This is a genomic window from Stenotrophomonas sp. JAG2, assembly GCF_041080745.1.
GTDB lineage: Bacteria > Pseudomonadota > Gammaproteobacteria > Xanthomonadales > Xanthomonadaceae > Stenotrophomonas > Stenotrophomonas maltophilia_AA.
In genome coordinates this window covers 56,551-71,681 of record NZ_JBEUMH010000006.1, presented here as the reverse complement: position 1 = coordinate 71,681, position 15,131 = coordinate 56,551, and the positions used below count along the sequence as shown (strand labels likewise).

Genomic DNA, 15,131 nt, shown 5'->3' with positions numbered 1-15,131 from the left:
GTTGTCGACCGGGGTGCCTGCCCATGGCGGATGAAATCGGGCACCTGCCGCGCGGCCCCCGGCGCATCTTCAAGGCGGCGGTCTGGTCGTGGCAGGGGCTGCGTGCGGCCTGGCTGCACGAGTCCTCGTTCCGGCTGGAGGTGTACCTGCTGATCGTGCTCGCCCCGTTGGCGCTCTGGCTCGGCCAGACCCCGGTGGAGCGCGCGCTGATGATCGGTTCGTTGCTGCTGGTGCTGGCCATGGAACTGGCCAACTCGGCGATCGAGGCGGTGATCGAACGCTACGGCGCCGAGTTCCACGAGCTCGCCGGGCGCGCCAAGGACATGGGTTCGGCCGCCGTGTTCGTGCTGATGATGAACGTACTGGTGTGCTGGACCCTGATCCTGCTGCCGCAGATTTTCTGACCTAAAACTTCTGACGCGTCACCCGCGTCATCCCCCCTGTAAGGATGGAAGTCCATGTTTCTTGAGTTGTTGTCCGACCCCAATGTCTGGTTAACCCTGCTGACCCTGAGCGCACTGGAAATCGTGCTGGGCATCGACAACCTGGTGTTCATCTCGATCGCGGTGAGCAAGCTGCCCGAAGCGCGTCGTCCGTTCGCGCGCAAGCTCGGCATCGCCGTGGCCTGCATCACCCGCATCCTGCTGCTGGTGTCGCTGGCGTACCTGGCGCACATGCAGGCCAACCTGTTCACGGTAGCCGGGATGGGCATCTCGATCCGCGACCTGGTGCTGATCGTCGGTGGCCTGTTCCTGATCATCAAGGGCGGCATGGAAATCCGCGAGCTGATCACCGGCGGCGAGGATGAGGATCCGACCACCACCAAGGCGTCGGCCGTGTTCGGCATGGTCATCGCGCAGATCGCCATCATCGACATCGTGTTCTCGCTGGACTCGGTCATCACCGCGGTCGGCATCGCCGAACATGTGCCGGTGATGGTCGCCGCGATCCTGCTGTCGGTCGCCGTCATGCTGCTGGCCGCCAATCCGCTGGGCCGCTTCATCGACGCCAACCCGACCGTGAAGATGCTGGCGCTGGCCTTCATCCTGCTGATCGGCGCGGTACTGATCCTGGATGGCCTGGACGTCCATGTGCCCAAGCCCTACATCTACGCCGCAATGGGCTTCTCGGTGCTGGTGGAGTGGCTGAACCTGCTGATGCGCCGTCGCGCCGTGGCCCACCACGTGCCGGGTGCCGGCAACTGGTAGGTGCCGACCGTTGGTCGGTACTCCCTGGGTACCGACCCACTGCCGTTACCACATCCGCTTTACCCGAGACGTGGCATGCTCCGGATCCCGTTCATCGAGATCCGGAGCCGGCCATGCGATCGTTCTCCCGTTTGTTGTGCCTGGCCGTGCTGGCCTCCCTGTTGTCCGGTTGTGGCTACAACGCCATCCAGCAGAAGGATGAGCAGGTCAAGGCCGGTTGGGCCGAGGTGCTCAACCAGTACAAGCGCCGCGCCGATCTGATCCCCAACCTGGTGCAGACCGTGGAAGGCTATGCCAACCAGGAACGCCAGGTCCTGACCGATGTCACCAACGCCCGTGCGCGCGTGGGGCAGGTCAACGTCAACGCCGACGATGCCGACTCCCTCAAGCAGTTCCAGCAGGCCCAGGGCGAGCTGAGCGGTGCGCTGTCACGCCTGCTGGTGGTCACCGAGAACTACCCGAACCTCAAGTCCGACCAGGGCTTCCGCGATCTGCAGGCGCAGCTGGAAGGCACCGAGAACCGCATCACCGTGGCCCGCGGCCGCTATATCCAGATGGTGCAGGACTACAACACCTACATCCGCCAGTTCCCGCAGGTGATCACCGCCAAGCTGTTCGGCTATGCGACCAAGCCGAACTTCACGGTGGAGAACGAAGCGCAGATCTCGCAGCCGCCGGCGGTCAAGTTCGGCTCGCAGGCGCCCGCACCGCAGCCGCCCGCGCCGCAGCCGCAGCCGCAGCCGCAGCCGGCGAACTGAGCCCGTGACCATGCGCCTGCTGCGCTGGCTCCTGCTGCTCTGCCTGGCGCTGGCGTTGCCGGCCTGGGCGCAGAGCCAGGCCGCGATCCCGCCGATGTCCTCGCCCGTGGTGGACACCACCGGCACCCTGGACGCGGCGCAGATCCAGGCGCTGGAGGCGCAGGCGCTGGCCCTGCAGCAGCGCAAGGGCAGCCAGCTGCAGATCCTGATGGTGCCGAGCACCGCGCCGGAAACCATCGAGCAGTACACCCAGCGCGTGTTCGAGCAGTGGTCCATCGGCCGCAAGGGCGTGGATGACGGCGTGCTGCTGGTGGTGGCCAAGGACGATCGCCGGGTCCGCATCGAGCCGGGCTACGGCCTGGAAGGCGCGATCCCGGACGCGATCGCCAATCGGGTGATCCAGGAGTACCTGGCACCGCGGTTCCGCAGCAACGACTACGCCGGTGGCCTCACCGATGCCAGCGCTGCGCTGGTCAAACTGATCGACGGCGAAGCGCTGCCTGCGCCGGTGAGTACGCATCGCGCCCAGGACGCCCCTGCGGGTGGCAACTGGACGATGGCGCTGGGCATCGGCCTGTTCGCCGGTCTGTTCCTGCGCGGCATCCTGGGCTGGCTGCCGCGCCCCCTGCGTGCGCTGGCGAGCGGTGCCGGAGCCGGGGTGGCCGCGTTCCTGTTCACCTCGCTGGTGGTGGCCAGTGGCGCGGCCGCCGTGGTGGGCCTGCTGGTCGGCCTGACGTCGGCCGGTCGCGGCGGCGTGTTCGCGCGCAGTGGCGGCTGGGGTGGGGGTGGCTGGGGCGGTGGCGGGTTCGGTGGCGGCGGGGGTGGCTTCGGCGGCGGTGGAGGCGGCTGGGGCGGTGGTGGTGGACGTTCGGGAGGCGGTGGCGCCTCGGGAGGCTGGTGATGCGCTGGCTCCGGCACGTGTTCTCCCCGTCTGTGCGGCGCGCCTTCCCACCCGCACATCTGCAGGCGATCACCGAGGCGATCACGGCGGGCGAGCGCCGCCACGGTGGCCAGGTGATGTTCGCGGTGGAAGCGGACCTGCCGCTGGCCGCGTTGTGGCAGGGCATCACCGCACAGCAGCGCGCCGGGCAGGCGTTCGCCCAGCTGCGTACCTGGGATACCGAGCACAACAACGGCGTCCTGATCTACCTGCTGCTGGCCGACCATGCGATCGAGCTGGTCGCCGATCGCGGCCTGCGCGGGCGGATCGGCGAGGCGCAGTGGCTGGTCATCTGCGCGCACATGCAGCAGCGGCTGCGCGAGGGCGCCCTGCAGGAGGCCGTGCTGCTGGCGATCGAAGAGGTCTCGGACCTGCTGGCCGGGCACTATCCGCCCGTTCCGGGGTCACAGGGTGACGGCCTGCCGGACACGCCGCAGATTCTGGGCTGAAGCCCGGCAATCGCGCGATCGGGACCGCCGCGAGGCCGCTCCCGGGCGGCGCTAGAATATCCGCATCCCTGCAAGGCGCCCTTCATGATCTATTTCCACGATATCGACCCCATCGCCATCTCGCTCGGGCCGATCAAGGTGCACTGGTACGGCATCATGTACCTGCTCGGCTTCACTGCCGCCTGGTGGCTGGGGCGCAGGCGGATCGCGGCCGGGCGCCTGCCCGGAGTCGATGCCAACGGCTTCTCCGACCTGCTGTTCTACGCGATGCTCGGCGTCGTCGTCGGTGGGCGCGTGGGCTACATGCTGTTCTACGCGACCTCGGAATTCCTGCACAACCCGCTGCTGCTGTTCAAGGTCTGGGACGGCGGCATGAGCTTCCATGGCGGCCTGCTCGGCGTGCTGTTCGCCTCGTGGTGGTGGTCGCGCAAGCATCGCCTGCATCTGTTCGACACCCTCGATTTCATGTCGCCGCTGGTACCGCTGGGCCTGGGCTTCGGCCGCATCGGCAACTTCATTGGTGCCGAACTGTGGGGCAAGTACACCGATGGCAGCTGGGGCGTCGTGTTCCCGAGCGGCCTGCCGGCCCCGTTGAACGGGCTGGACCTGGCCACGCTCAAGGCCGAGTTCGCCACCGGCGCGCTCAACCAGTACGCCCGCCATCCGTCGCAGCTGTATGAAGCGCTGCTGGAAGGCCTGGTGATGTTCGTGGTGCTGTGGGCGGTGTCGGCCAAGCCGCGCCATCGCTACGTGATCGCCGGCCTGTTCGCGCTGATGTACGGCCTCTTCCGCTTCGCGGTGGAGTTCGTGCGCATGCCGGACAACGGCGTCTATCTCGCCTTCGACTGGTTCACCCGTGGCCAGCTGCTCAGCCTGCCGCTGGTGGCCTTCGGCCTGGTGTTGCTGGCGCTGTCGCGCCGTGCGCCGGTGCTGCAGCCGGTGCTGCCGGTCGCTACCGCAGGCGCCAAGGCATGAAGGCCTATCTGGACCTGCTCGCGCATGTGCTGGAGCACGGCACGGAAAAGTCGGATCGCACCGGCACCGGCACGCGGAGCGTGTTCGGCTGGCAGATGCGCTTCAACCTCAACGACGGCTTCCCGCTGGTTACCACCAAGAAACTGCACCTGCGCTCGATCATCCACGAGCTGCTGTGGTTCCTGAAGGGCGATACCAACATCGGGTACCTCAAGGACAACCAGGTGCGGATCTGGGACGAGTGGGCCGATGCCAACGGCGACCTCGGTCCGATCTACGGCAAACAGTGGCGCAGCTGGGCCACCGCCGATGGCGGCGCGATCGATCAGATGCAGTGGCTGGTGGACGAGATCAAGCGCAACCCCGATTCGCGGCGGCTGGTGGTCAGCGCCTGGAACGTGGGTGAGCTGTCGCAGATGGCCTTGATGCCGTGCCACAACCTGTTCCAGTTCTACGTGGTGGACGGCAAGCTCAGCTGCCAGCTGTACCAGCGCAGCGGCGACATCTTCCTGGGCGTGCCGTTCAACATCGCCAGCTACGCGCTGCTCACCCACATGGTGGCGCAGGCGACCGGGCTGGGCGTGGGTGATTTCGTGCATACACTCGGCGATGCGCACCTGTACTCGAACCACTTCGAGCAGGCGCGCGAACAGCTCGCGCGTGAGCCGCGCGCGCTGCCGAAACTCTGGTTGAACCCCGAGGTGACCGACCTGTTCGGCTTCCAGTTCGACGATATCCGCATCGACGGCTACGACCCGCACCCGGCGATCAAGGCCCCGGTGGCGGTGTGAGCGGCACGCCCCTGAAGCTCTCGCTGATCGCCGCGCTGGACACCGACCACGGCATCGGCCGCGACAACGACCTGCCGTGGAAGCTGCCCGATGATCTCAAGCGCTTCAAAGCGCTGACCGTCGGCAAGCCGATCCTGATGGGGCGCAGGACCGCGCAGTCGCTCGGGCGGGCCTTGCCCGGCCGGTTGAACCTGGTACTGACCCGCAGCGGGCAGGTGCCGTTCGACGGCATGCAGGCGTTGGCCTCGATCGAGCAGGCGCTGCAGGCAGCGGCGGACACCGACGCGGAAGAACTGTGCGTGATCGGCGGCGGCGAAATCTATCGCCTGGCGATGGCCCAGGCCACCGATCTGCACCTGACCTGGGTGCACACCACCGTGCCGGCCGATACCCACTTCCCGCCGGTCGATCCGGCGCTGTGGGTGGAAGTGGCGCGCGAACACCACGCGGCCGACGAGCGGCACGCGTACGCGTTCGATTTCGTGGATTACCGCCGGGCCTGAGCGGGCGCTGCAGGCAGGCCGGTCGCACTGACCGGCCTGCGGCTCATTCGGCGTCGCTGGTGACGTCGTTTTTCTGCGGCTGTTGCTGCGGCTGCTGCTCGGCGTTCTGCGCGGGCTTCGCACCACCGCCCTGGCGGCCCTGGCCACCCCGGCCACGATCGCGGCCCTGGCCCTGGCCCTGGCCTTGACCCTGACGCGGTGGACGCCCGCTCGGCGGCGCACCCTCGGCGGCCGGCCGGCGTGCCGGCGGACGCGGCGCGGAGACCGGCTTGGGCACATCGCGGCCCGGCACCTGCACCACGCGCAGTTCTTCGGTATCCAGCTGCAGCGCGGTGAGCTTGCCTCCCCATACGGCACCGGTATCGATCGCGTGCACGCCCTGGGTGATGGTGAGGCCCAGCGCGGACCAGTGTCCGCAGACGATCTTCAGATCGCGCTCGGCGCGGCCCGGCACTTCGAACCAGGGATACAGCCCCTGTTCCTGGGTGCCCGGCGTGCCCTTGTCCTCGATCCCGATCCGGCCCCGCGGCGTGCAGTAACGCATGCGCGTGAACAGATTGATGATCGCGCGCGAGCGGTCGTAGCCGGCCAGGCCGGGTGACCAGCTCGGCTTGTCGCCGTACATGTTGCGGAACAGCTTGCGGTAGCCGCTGCCGTGCAGCTGCTGCTCGACCTCGCGGGCGTGCTTCTCGGCCAGCTGGGTGGTCCACTTCGGGGCCAGCCCGGCGTGGATCATCATCCAGCCCAGCTCACGGTCCACGTGGGCCAGCTTCTGCAGGCGCAGCCACTCCAGCAGCTCATCGCGGTCCTCGGCCTGCACGATCCGCAGCAGGTCCGGGTTGACCTTGCGCTGCTCTTCCTCGGTGCGGGCACCGACGGCAAGCAGGGACAGGTCGTGGTTGCCCAGCACGATCACGCTGCTCTCGCGCAGCGAATGGACCAGGCGCAGGGTTTCCAGCGATTGCCCGCCACGGTTGACCAGGTCGCCGCAGAACCACAGCTTGTCGACCGCGGGGTCGAACTTGATTTTTTCCAGCAACCGCTGGGTGACGTCGTAGCAGCCCTGCAGGTCGCCGATGGCCCAGACACTCATGCGTGCGCCTCCATCAGTGCAGTGTGCGCGGAACGGTCAGGACGAACGGCGCGATGGCGGCGGCGAACTCGGTGCCGTCGTCGGCCACCATGTCGTAGTGCCCCTGCATCGTGCCGTGCTCGGTCTCCAGCATGACACCGGAGGTGTAACGGAAGTCTTCACCGGGGCGCAGCCGCGGCTGCTCGCCGATCACCCCATCCCCGTCGACATGCTCGATGCGGCCGTTGGCATCGGTGATCCGCCAGTGGCGGGCCACCAGCCGTGCCGCGACGCGGCCCCGGTTGAGGATGCGGATCGTGTAGGCGAACGCGTAGCGGCCGTCCTCCGGCGTGGACTGGTCATCGAGGAAGCGGGGGGCGACCTCGACGGAGATCGCGTAGTTTGCAGCGTCGTTCATGCAGGCAGTTTAGTGAATGTTGTGCACGATGAGATGAGTGCCGCCCGGCCGGGTGGCGCTCCCGTCATGAAGGTCGGGCGGTTCCACGTACGCGCGGCCGGTCAGGGCCGCCGGCGGCGCGCTCACTCTTGCGGAGCGGCATCACCGTCGGCGCAGGGTACGTTCGCCAGCGCGATGAACTGCGCCACGTCCAGCTGCTCGGCGCGCGCATCGCTGCGCACGCCGGCGGCTTCGAACTGCTCGGGCGTGCACACGTTCTGCAGCGCGTTGCGCAGGGTCTTGCGGCGCTGCCCGAAGGCGGCCTTGACCACGTGGGCGAAGCGCTTGCGGTCCAGGATGCCGACCGTGGCCGGATCGCGCGGTACCAGCCGCACCACGGCCGAATCGACCTTCGGCGGCGGCCGGAACGCACCCGGCGGCACCACGAACAGCGAGGTCACCTTGCAGAAGGCCTGCAGCATCACGCTCAGCCGGCCGTAGACCTTGCTGCCCGGATCGGCGGCCATGCGGTCGACCACTTCCTTCTGCAGCATGAAGTGCATGTCGGTGATCACCGCCGCGTGGTCCAGCGCATGGAACAGGATCGGCGAGGAGATGTTGTAGGGGAGATTGCCGACCAGGCGGATCGGGCTGCCTGCGGCCAGTTCGGTGAAATCCACCTGCAGCACGTCGCGGTGGATGATGGTCATCTCGCCCAGCGGTTCGGCGGCGGCGGCCAGCGGCCCGACCAGATCCCGGTCGAACTCGATCACGGTCAGCTTCGGGTGGCGGCGCAGCAGCGGCAGGGTGATGGCGCCCTGGCCCGGGCCGATCTCGACCAGGCGGTCGCCGTCCTTCGGGTTCACCGCCAGGACGATCTTGTCGATGTAGCTGCGGTCGGCGAGGAAGTGCTGGCCGAGCTGCTTCTTGGCGGGGCCGGAGAAACCGGGCGCGCCGGAGGAGGAATACGAAGAAGTCATGGCACCAGTGTACGTTGGCGCGCCAGCCGGGCACACAGCGCGGTGGCAGCGAGGAGGCTGGAGGGGTCGGCGATGCCGCGGCCGGCCAGACCCAGGGCGGTGCCGTGGTCGACCGCGACGCGCGGGTAGGGCAGGCCCAGGGTGATGTTGACGGCCTGCTCGAAGCCGCTGTACTTGAGCACCGGCAGGCCCTGGTCGTGGTACATCGCCAGCACCGTGTCGAAGCCGGCCAGCTTGGCCGGCAGGAACGCGGTATCGGCCGGCAGCGGCCCGACCAGGTCCATGCCCCGGGCGCGCAGGCGCTCCAGCAGCGGGATGATCAGGTCGAGCTCTTCGCGGCCGAGATGGCCGTCTTCGCCGGCGTGCGGGTTGAGGCCGAGCACGGCGATACGCGGCGAAGCGAGGCCGAAATCGCGCTGCAGGGCGTCGTGGAGGATCTGCAGGGTCAGCGCCAGGCCATCGGCGGTGATCGCATCGGCCACCGACCGCAGCGGCAGGTGGGTGGTCGCCAGGGCGACCCTCACGATCGCGTTGGCCAGCATCATCACCACCGGGGTGCGGGCCTGGTCGGCCAGCAGTTCGGTGGTGCCGCTGTAGGCGATGCCGCCTTCGTTGATGACCGCCTTGTGCACCGGGCCGGTGACCACCCCGGCCAGTTCACCGGACAGGCAGGCCTGGCCGGCCTGGCGCAGCGCGCCGATCACCGCGCCGGCGTTGGACGGGTCCGGGGTGCCGAAGCGCGAGGGGACGGCATTGCGCACCGCGCGCAACGGCAGATCGCCCGGCTGGCGGGCGATGGCGTCTTCAGGCAGGAGTTGCAGGGGCAGCGACAGCGCGGCGGCGGCAGCCTGCAGCGTGTCCGGGTCGGCGAAGGCCAGCAGCCGGCAATCAGTGCGCGGCTGCTGGATCAGTCGAAGGCAGAGCTCCGGGCCGATCCCCGCCGGCTCGCCCGGTACCAGCGCGAGCTGCGGGAGCATGGATCAGGACTGCGGCGGGGTGGCGGCCGCGGCGCCGCCCGGGGCGTAGCCGCGCATGTCCACGTAGGCTTCGCCACGCAGTTCCTGCAGGAAGCGGTTGTACTCTTCTTCCAGCTTGCGGCGGCCGATCGTTTCACGGATCTGGGCACGCTGGTTGTCGGTGGTGGCATCGGTCTGGCGCGTGGCGACGCGCTGGACGATGTGCCAGCCGGCATCGGTGCGGAACGGCTGGCTCACGCCGCCGTCGGCGACGCCTTCAACCTGCTTGCCGAAGTCCGGGCCGAACGCGTCGGCCGGGAACCAGCCCAGATCGCCGCCCTGGCCCTTGCTGTTGTTGTCTTCCGAGGACTCCTTGGCGACCGCGTCGAACTCGGCGCCGCCGGCGATGCGGGCGCGCAGGGTGTCGATCTTGGCCTTGGCCGCGGCATTGTCCTGCTGGTCGGTGATGCGGACCAGGATATGACGGGCGTGGTACTCGGTGATGGTGTGACCAGCGCCGGCGGCGGCGCTGGCATCACGCACTTCCACCAGCTTCAACAGCTGGAAGCCACTCGGGCCACGCAGCGGACCGACCACGTCGCCGGACTTCATGTCTTTCATCATCTGCGCGAACGCGTTCGGGATTTCATCCAGCGAACGCCAGCCGAGGTCGCCGCCTTCCAGCGCGTTCGGGCTGTCCGAATAACGGACGGCGGCCGCGTTGAAGTCGATCTCGCCCTTGTCCAGCAGTGCCTTGACGCCATCGGCCTTCTTCTGGCCGGTGGTGATCTGATCGGCGGTTGCGCCTTCAGGCAGGCCGATCAGGATGTGGGCCAGATGGTACTGGGTACCGGCGGCCGCCTGCTGCTTGAGCGCGCCATCCACTTCACCTTCGCTGACGCTGATCCGGCTCTGCGCGAAGCTCTGGCGCAGGCGCTGGACGGTGATCTCGTCGCGCACCGAATTGCGGAAATCGTTGAAATCCAGGCCATCGCTGGCCAGGCGCTGGCGCAGGGCGTCCAGCGTGGAGCCGTTCTGCTGGGCGATGGCGTTGATCGCCTGGTTCAGTTCCTGGTCGCTGACCTTGATGCCGCTGCTCTCGGCGCGCGCCACCTGCAGCTTGACCAGGACCAGACGCTCGAGCACCTGGCGGCTGAGCACGTCATCGGGCGGCAGCTGGTTTTCACGACCGGCGTACTGGGCCTTGATGTTCTGGACGGCGCGGTCCAGTTCGCTCTGCAGCACGACGTCCTCATCGACGATCGCCGCGATGCGGTCCAGCGGCTGACTCTGCTGGGCCAGCACCTGCAACGGGGCCGTCGCGGAGGAGACCGCCAGCAGGGAGGCGAGGAGTACGGGAAGGGTCTTGGTCATGGGATCTGATTCGGATCGTAGTCGTCGCGGGCTGCACCGGTGTTGCTGGGCGGCACCAGATAGAGGTCGTCTCGGTAGTACCCGAGAATAGCACGGCGCAAGGTGCGGTCCGTGTTCTGGCCGATGGAGCTCAGGCCCTTGAGCACGAACTCGATCTGGAAGGAGTTGTTGAGTTCACCCTCGCGGTTGCGCACGTAGCGGCGGGCGATCGCGCGGACGGCGAGGCAGCAGCTGTCCCACTGCACGCCACCGATGATTTCCAGCGGGGCGCGGTCCTGGATGGAGTAGTAGTAGCGGCCGACCAGGCTCCAGCGCTCGTTGAGCGGGTAGAGGAAGGACAGGTCGGCCTGCTCCAGCAGCGTCCGGTCGCGGCGGGTCGCCGTGGTCGATGCCTGCGGGTTCAGACGGCTGCGGTAGGTCAGGTTGACGATGCCGTCGTTGGACATCAGGTAGCGTGCACGCACGCTGGCCAGGTCCTCGCGCTTGTACTTGGGATCCCACTGATAGGTGGCGCCCAGCGTCCAGCGGTCGTTGATCATGTAGTTCGTATCGGCGATCCAGGCCGACTTGCCCTGCTCGACCGGGGTTTCAACACTGTTGAGCGTGACCCGGGAATCGTCGAAGTACAGGATCTGGCCGATGCTGCCCGAGAAGCGTTCCTTGCCGGTGTCCTGGTCGATGAAGCGGGTGCTAAGCGCCAGGGTCAGCTGGTTGGCGTCGTTCTGGCGATCGGCGCCGGAGTAGCGCGAATCGCGGAACAGCTGGCCCCAGCTGAAGGTGAAGTCACGGGTATCGAAGACCGGCAGGTCGCTCTGGTCGCGGTACGGCGTACGCAGGTAGAACAGGCGCGGTTCCAGCGTATGCAGGAAGCGGGTGTCGCCGATGGTGGTCTCGCGGTCGAAGAACAGCCCGGCGTCGATGGTGCCGATCGGCAGGCTGCGGCTCGGCGAAGTGTTGCCGCGCAGCTGGTCCGGGGTGGCAACCGCCAACTGTTCCGGGGTCAATTGGTTGCGACGGATGCTGTCAGCCAGGCCCCGCTCCAGGTCGTACGCGGTATAGCGGTAGGCCAGGGTCGGGGTGACGTACCAGGCCGCGCCGCTGAAGGGCATCGAGACGTACGGTTTCACGTCCAGGCGCGAACCGCCGTCCATGCTGCGTGACACGCCGGTGCGCTCGTATTCCTGGTCCGCGCCGAACTTCTCATGCACATCCAGATGCGTGAAGTTCACCGCTTCGGCATACACGCCGGTTTCCAACCACGGCAGCAGGGGCTTGTCCCAGTTGACGAACAGGCGCGGCTGGCGCGCGTACGGCAGGGACGACTCGGTCAGGGTGTAATCGGTGAGCTGCCAGTAGTCGGCCATCAGGCCGCCGGTCCAGTTCTCACCGGTGCCGTAGAGGCCGATCTGGCTCTGCAGGTTGGAGGTGGTCACCCCGAGCAGCCGATTGGAGAAATCCTCCAGATAGCGCTCGTCGCTGACCCAGGCCAGGCTGGCGCGGGCCTGCCAGTTGGCGTTGATGTTGTGGTACCCGCTGAACTCCACGCGGCCGCGATCCTTGTCGCGCAGCTTGTCGTTGGGCAGGTAGGCGGTCAGCAGCTCGCCGCGGCCACCGTCGTACAGATAGCGGAATTCGTTGTCGAGCATGAAACCGCGCTTGCTCATGTAGCGCGGCATCAGGGTGTCGTCGAAGTTCGGCGCCAGGTTCAGGTAGATCGGCTGGGTGTAGTCGAAGCCGTTGCGGCCGGACAGGCCGATCTGCGGGTAGAGCAGGCCGGTCTGGCGGCGATCATCGATCGGGAACTTGAAGTACGGCGCCCACAGCACCGGCACCTTGCCGATCCGCAGCACGGCGTTGCGCGCGGTACCGAAGCCGGCGTCGTTGTCGACCTCGATCTGCGGCGCCGACAGCTTCCACACCGGCTGCGAGGGGTCGCAGGTGGTGTAGGTGGAGCGGTGCATCTGGCCGACCGCACCCTGCAGGTCGATCGACTCGGCACCGCCGTTGCCACGGCGGGACACCAGCTGGTACTGGATGTCGCTGATCTTGTGGGTGTCGCTTTCCTGGTTGCCTTCGGCGCGACGGGCCTTCATCCGGATCGAGGAGTCCTGGTAGCGGACGTTGCCCTCGGCGATGTAGTTGCCGCTTTCGGTATCGAAGCTCAGGTTGTCGGTGCCCAGGAACTGGTCGCCGCGCTTGAGCGCGACATTGCCCTGGTAGTTGGGTACCACGGAGGTCCCGGTCAGTTGGTCGCCTTCGATGTCCGTCGGCTGCTGGTCACGCGTCGCGGCCGCGGCTTTGTCGGCCTTGGGCGCATCGTCGAACACGGGCAGCACGTCGGTCACCGGGCACAGGCCCCAGTTCACCGGCTTGTCGTCGGCCAGGGCCGGCAGGCAGATGGCGATACTGAGGGGGAGGGGCAGCAGGCGGAGGGCTCGGCGCACGCGGTATCGGATTCGGGCGAAAACGGATCGTAGCTTGCCCCATCCCTTGCATAGGGGCAATGAAGGTCTCACCCACGCAGGGGCCCGGGTTCATTCGTCGGCCCGGTCCGCGCGGATCAGCGCAGCTGGCCGACGTGGGCCACGCTGCATTCGGCGAGGGCCTGCAGGTCGTATCCGCCCTCCAGCATCGAGACGATCCGGCCGGCCCCGTGGCGGCGGGCCAGCCCGCGCAGCTCGGCGGTGATCCAGGCGAAATCCTCGGTTTCCAGCATCAGATCGGCCTGCGGGTCGCGCATGTGCGCATCGAAGCCGGCCGAGATCAACAGCAGCTGGGGCCGGAAATCGTCGATGGCCGGCAGCATCTCGTCGGCCCAGGTGTTGCGGAAACGGAAGCCGCCACTGCCCGGCGGCAGCAGGATGTTCATCAGGTTGCCGGCCCCGCGGTCGCGGCGCAGGCCCGAATTGGGGAACAGCCCGGCCTGGTGGGTGCTGTAGTAGGCCACCCCGGGATCGGCGATGAAGATGTCCTGGGTGCCGTTGCCGTGGTGGACATCGAAATCGACGATGGCGATCCGCTCCAGCCCATAGCGGTCGCGCGCATAGGCGGCGGCGATGGCGATGTTGTTGAACAGGCAGAAGCCCATCGCGGTGCTGGCGCTGGCGTGGTGGCCGGGCGGGCGCACCGCGCAGAAGGCCACCGGATCCTCGCCCAGCATCACCGCATCGACCGCCGCCACGCCGGCACCGGCCGCGTGCAGGGCCGCGCTGGCCGAGCCGGGCGAGGTCATGGTGTCCATGTCGATCAGGCGCAGCGGCTCGGTCTGGGGCTTGAGCACCAGGTCGATCAGTTCGCTGTCGTGGACCCGCGCCAGCTCACCGAGTTTGGCCGGCGGAGCCTCGCGCCAGTCCAACTGGTCCGGATAGGCCGCCTTCAGCGCATCGAGCACCCCCTGCAGACGGGCCGGGCATTCGGGATGGCCGCGGCCGGGATCGTGTTGCAGACAGGCGGGGTGGGTGAAAACCAGCATGCGGGCAGGATATCCGGTGGGGCGGCAGGGCCGCTCAGGCGTGGCGGCGCTCGTGGCGCCAGAGCACCTCGCCGTGGCCATCCGCCCGGGCCAGCACGCGCGCGAGCACGAACAGCAGGTCGGACAGGCGGTTGAGGTAGTGCAGTGCTTCCGGGCGGACCGTCTCCCGGCGCGCCAGCGTGACCGTCTCGCGCTCGGCCCGGCGCACGATGGTGCGGGCCAGGTGGCAGCGCGCGGCGGCCTCGCCCCCGGCCGGAAGAATGAACTCTTTCAGCACCGGCAGGTCGGCGTTGTAGTGGTCCAGCTGCTGCTCCAGCGCCTCGATGTCGGCGGCGTGGATGGCGGCATGGCCGGGAATGCACAGCTCGCCGCCCAGATCGAACAACTGGTGCTGGATCACCGTCAGCAGGGCGCGGACATCCTCCGGCAGCGGCACCGCCAGCAGCACGCCGAGCGCCGAGTTGGCCTCGTCGACCGTGCCGTAGGCGGCCACCCGGGCGTCGTCCTTGGCCACCCGGCTGCCATCACCCAGGCCGGTGCTGCCATCGTCACCGGTGCGTGTATAGATGCGGGACAGGCGATTGCCCACGACCGAGGCCGGCCGCGCTCAGCGCAGCACGTCGCGGCGCGCCTGCAGCAGCTTGCCGACCTGTTCGGTCGCCAGCTGCAGCGCGGCTGCCAGGCCGACGTAGACCGCCGCGGTGCGCAGGTAGGGCAGGAACCAGTCGCTGTAGTTCTTCGCCCAGCCGTCGAGGGTGGGGGCGGCCACGTTGTCGCTGGTCCAGTAGAAACCGCCCTGGGCGAACAGATGGCAGACCGCCACCGCCGCGACCAGCAGCAGCGCGCCCTTGCCCAGCGCGGCCCAGGTGGCGCCGTGGTAGCCGCGGCGGAGCAGCAGGCCGCCGCTCCACATCGCGAAATAGGCCGGCAGCAGCATCCAGTAGCCCGGCGAGACGCAGTAGTGCTGCCAGAAATCCAGGCCGCTGCGGCGGATCACGAGCCAGTCGACCAGCACCGCCAGCGCCATCAGCAGCGGGAACGCCCAGCGGGTCCACGCGCGCAGGTAGAAGCCGCCGATGAAGAACACCGCCCAGGATGCATCCGGAATCGCCGCGAAATGGTTGACCCGCGTGGCCGCCATCAACAGCACGAGCACGGACAGGACGAAGGCGCGTTGGGCAGTGGAGGTCATGGCGGTGACGGGTGGGGGCAGGCATTCATTCTAGCGCCTGCTGCGGCAGCCCGCCGCACGCCGC

At 68.1% G+C, this 15,131-nt stretch carries 17 protein-coding genes; 8 read left to right on the top strand and 9 right to left on the bottom strand.

What is annotated here, in order from left to right; genetic code table 11:
• Positions 1–23: 23 nt before the first annotated feature.
• From AB9O74_RS09330 to AB9O74_RS09295, 8 genes are all read left to right on the top strand, one after another.
• The gene (locus AB9O74_RS09330) at positions 24–404 is read left to right on the top strand and encodes a diacylglycerol kinase (protein WP_179460797.1); all 381 of its coding nucleotides are present in this window, start codon (positions 24–26) and stop codon (positions 402–404) included.
• A 54-nt stretch (positions 405–458) separates the two neighbouring features.
• Positions 459–1,208 carry a TerC family protein gene (locus AB9O74_RS09325; RefSeq protein WP_123728386.1) on the top strand — a complete coding sequence of 250 codons (750 nt, stop codon included), beginning with the start codon at positions 459–461 and terminating at the stop codon, positions 1,206–1,208.
• A gap of 113 nt (positions 1,209–1,321) precedes the next feature.
• The gene (locus AB9O74_RS09320) at positions 1,322–1,966 is read left to right on the top strand and encodes a LemA family protein (RefSeq protein WP_369349120.1); all 645 of its coding nucleotides are present in this window, start codon (positions 1,322–1,324) and stop codon (positions 1,964–1,966) included.
• 10 nt (positions 1,967–1,976) lie between these two features.
• The gene (locus AB9O74_RS09315) at positions 1,977–2,867 is read left to right on the top strand and encodes a YgcG family protein (RefSeq protein ID WP_369349253.1); all 891 of its coding nucleotides are present in this window, start codon (positions 1,977–1,979) and stop codon (positions 2,865–2,867) included.
• Positions 2,867–3,355, top strand: coding sequence for a TPM domain-containing protein (locus tag AB9O74_RS09310; protein ID WP_369349119.1), 489 nt, complete (start codon positions 2,867–2,869; stop codon positions 3,353–3,355). The genes AB9O74_RS09315 and AB9O74_RS09310 overlap by 1 nt, the downstream gene beginning before the upstream one ends.
• An 84-nt stretch (positions 3,356–3,439) precedes the next feature.
• Positions 3,440–4,330, top strand: coding sequence for a prolipoprotein diacylglyceryl transferase (gene lgt / locus AB9O74_RS09305; protein ID WP_369349118.1), 891 nt, complete (start codon positions 3,440–3,442; stop codon positions 4,328–4,330).
• A complete protein-coding gene (locus AB9O74_RS09300) occupies positions 4,327–5,121 on the top strand; it encodes a thymidylate synthase (protein WP_176990350.1) in 795 nt (264 codons plus the stop codon). Before lgt ends, AB9O74_RS09300 begins: the two co-directional genes overlap by 4 nt.
• A gap of 11 nt (positions 5,122–5,132) precedes the next feature.
• Entirely contained in the window at positions 5,133–5,624 is a 492-nt protein-coding gene (locus AB9O74_RS09295) for a dihydrofolate reductase (protein ID WP_369349252.1), read from the top strand.
• A 43-nt stretch (positions 5,625–5,667) separates the two neighbouring features.
• Here the strand turns inward: AB9O74_RS09295 and AB9O74_RS09290 are convergent, their stop codons facing one another.
• The 9 genes from AB9O74_RS09290 to AB9O74_RS09250 form a co-directional block, all read right to left on the bottom strand.
• Positions 5,668–6,717, bottom strand: coding sequence for a symmetrical bis(5'-nucleosyl)-tetraphosphatase (locus tag AB9O74_RS09290; RefSeq protein ID WP_369349117.1), 1,050 nt, complete (start codon positions 6,715–6,717; stop codon positions 5,668–5,670).
• A gap of 13 nt (positions 6,718–6,730) precedes the next feature.
• Complete coding sequence (gene apaG / locus AB9O74_RS09285; RefSeq protein WP_176990348.1) at positions 6,731–7,114, bottom strand: Co2+/Mg2+ efflux protein ApaG; 384 nt, start codon at positions 7,112–7,114, stop codon at positions 6,731–6,733.
• Positions 7,115–7,236: 122 nt separating this feature from the next.
• The gene (gene rsmA, locus AB9O74_RS09280) at positions 7,237–8,073 is read right to left on the bottom strand and encodes a 16S rRNA (adenine(1518)-N(6)/adenine(1519)-N(6))-dimethyltransferase RsmA (RefSeq protein WP_369349116.1); all 837 of its coding nucleotides are present in this window, start codon (positions 8,071–8,073) and stop codon (positions 7,237–7,239) included.
• Positions 8,070–9,050: a 4-hydroxythreonine-4-phosphate dehydrogenase PdxA gene (gene pdxA / locus AB9O74_RS09275; RefSeq protein WP_369349115.1), complete on the bottom strand. Its 981-nt coding sequence runs from the start codon at positions 9,048–9,050 to the stop codon at positions 8,070–8,072. The genes rsmA and pdxA overlap by 4 nt, the downstream gene beginning before the upstream one ends.
• A 3-nt stretch (positions 9,051–9,053) precedes the next feature.
• Positions 9,054–10,403 carry a peptidylprolyl isomerase gene (locus tag AB9O74_RS09270; protein ID WP_369349114.1) on the bottom strand — a complete coding sequence of 450 codons (1,350 nt, stop codon included), beginning with the start codon at positions 10,401–10,403 and terminating at the stop codon, positions 9,054–9,056.
• Positions 10,400–12,847: an LPS-assembly protein LptD gene (lptD, locus tag AB9O74_RS09265; protein ID WP_176990344.1), complete on the bottom strand. Its 2,448-nt coding sequence runs from the start codon at positions 12,845–12,847 to the stop codon at positions 10,400–10,402. Before lptD ends, AB9O74_RS09270 begins: the two co-directional genes overlap by 4 nt.
• Positions 12,848–12,963: 116 nt before the next feature.
• Positions 12,964–13,875 carry a histone deacetylase family protein gene (locus AB9O74_RS09260; protein WP_354273920.1) on the bottom strand — a complete coding sequence of 304 codons (912 nt, stop codon included), beginning with the start codon at positions 13,873–13,875 and terminating at the stop codon, positions 12,964–12,966.
• Between the two features lie 34 nt (positions 13,876–13,909).
• The gene (locus tag AB9O74_RS09255) at positions 13,910–14,464 is read right to left on the bottom strand and encodes a cob(I)yrinic acid a,c-diamide adenosyltransferase (protein ID WP_369349113.1); all 555 of its coding nucleotides are present in this window, start codon (positions 14,462–14,464) and stop codon (positions 13,910–13,912) included.
• An 18-nt stretch (positions 14,465–14,482) separates the two neighbouring features.
• Positions 14,483–15,067 (bottom strand): hypothetical protein, encoded by a 585-nt coding sequence (locus AB9O74_RS09250; RefSeq protein ID WP_369349112.1) that lies wholly within the window; start codon positions 15,065–15,067, stop codon positions 14,483–14,485.
• Positions 15,068–15,131 lie beyond the last annotated feature (64 nt).